This is a genomic window from Falsirhodobacter sp. alg1, from assembly GCF_000739715.2.
Lineage (GTDB): Bacteria > Pseudomonadota > Alphaproteobacteria > Rhodobacterales > Rhodobacteraceae > Falsirhodobacter.
Map to the genome: position 1 here is coordinate 1 of NZ_BBJC02000144.1, position 478 is coordinate 478.

General features: G+C 59.5%; 2 pseudogenes. One reads left to right on the top strand and one right to left on the bottom strand.

From position 1 onward, the window contains the following. Window positions 1–222 (bottom strand): annotated as a pseudogene (locus tag TR36_RS14675) (YidC/Oxa1 family membrane protein insertase); the annotation flags it as partial. Here TR36_RS14675 and TR36_RS14680 point away from each other — a divergent pair. Then, window positions 167–478: pseudogene (locus TR36_RS14680) on the top strand (hypothetical protein); the annotation flags it as partial. The pseudogenes TR36_RS14675 and TR36_RS14680 overlap by 56 nt on opposite strands.

Genomic DNA, 478 nt, shown 5'->3' on the forward strand with positions numbered 1-478 from the left:
GTTCGTGATCCAGTAGACGACCAGACCGCTGGCAAAATGGCCGAGCATGAACATGAAGACCCATGGCATCCAGGCGAAGATCATCTTTTGCGTGGCATCTGCGGGCGCCGGGTTCAGCTTTTGCTGCAACCACATGGAGATCCCGAGAAGAATCGGCAGAACACCGATGAAGACCAGGGCCATCGTCGTGCCCGCCTCGGGGGCATCCCAGGGGAGCACCTCCGATAGCCCTGTCATTGCCGGAACGCCGGATGACATCACCGATGTGCTGATCGCGCATCTGCCCGAATGGACGCGGGCCGATCTGGTTGCCTGCATGAACGAAGAGGCCGCTCGTGCGCCGATGGTACCTGCCGTACCACTTCTGCCATTGTTAGACAGATTGCGCGAAAGGGGCCTTGTTCTGGGRRTGGCCACGAACGATTCCGAGCAGCCTGCCCGCGTTCATCTGGAAACGCATGGCATTGCCGATCATTTC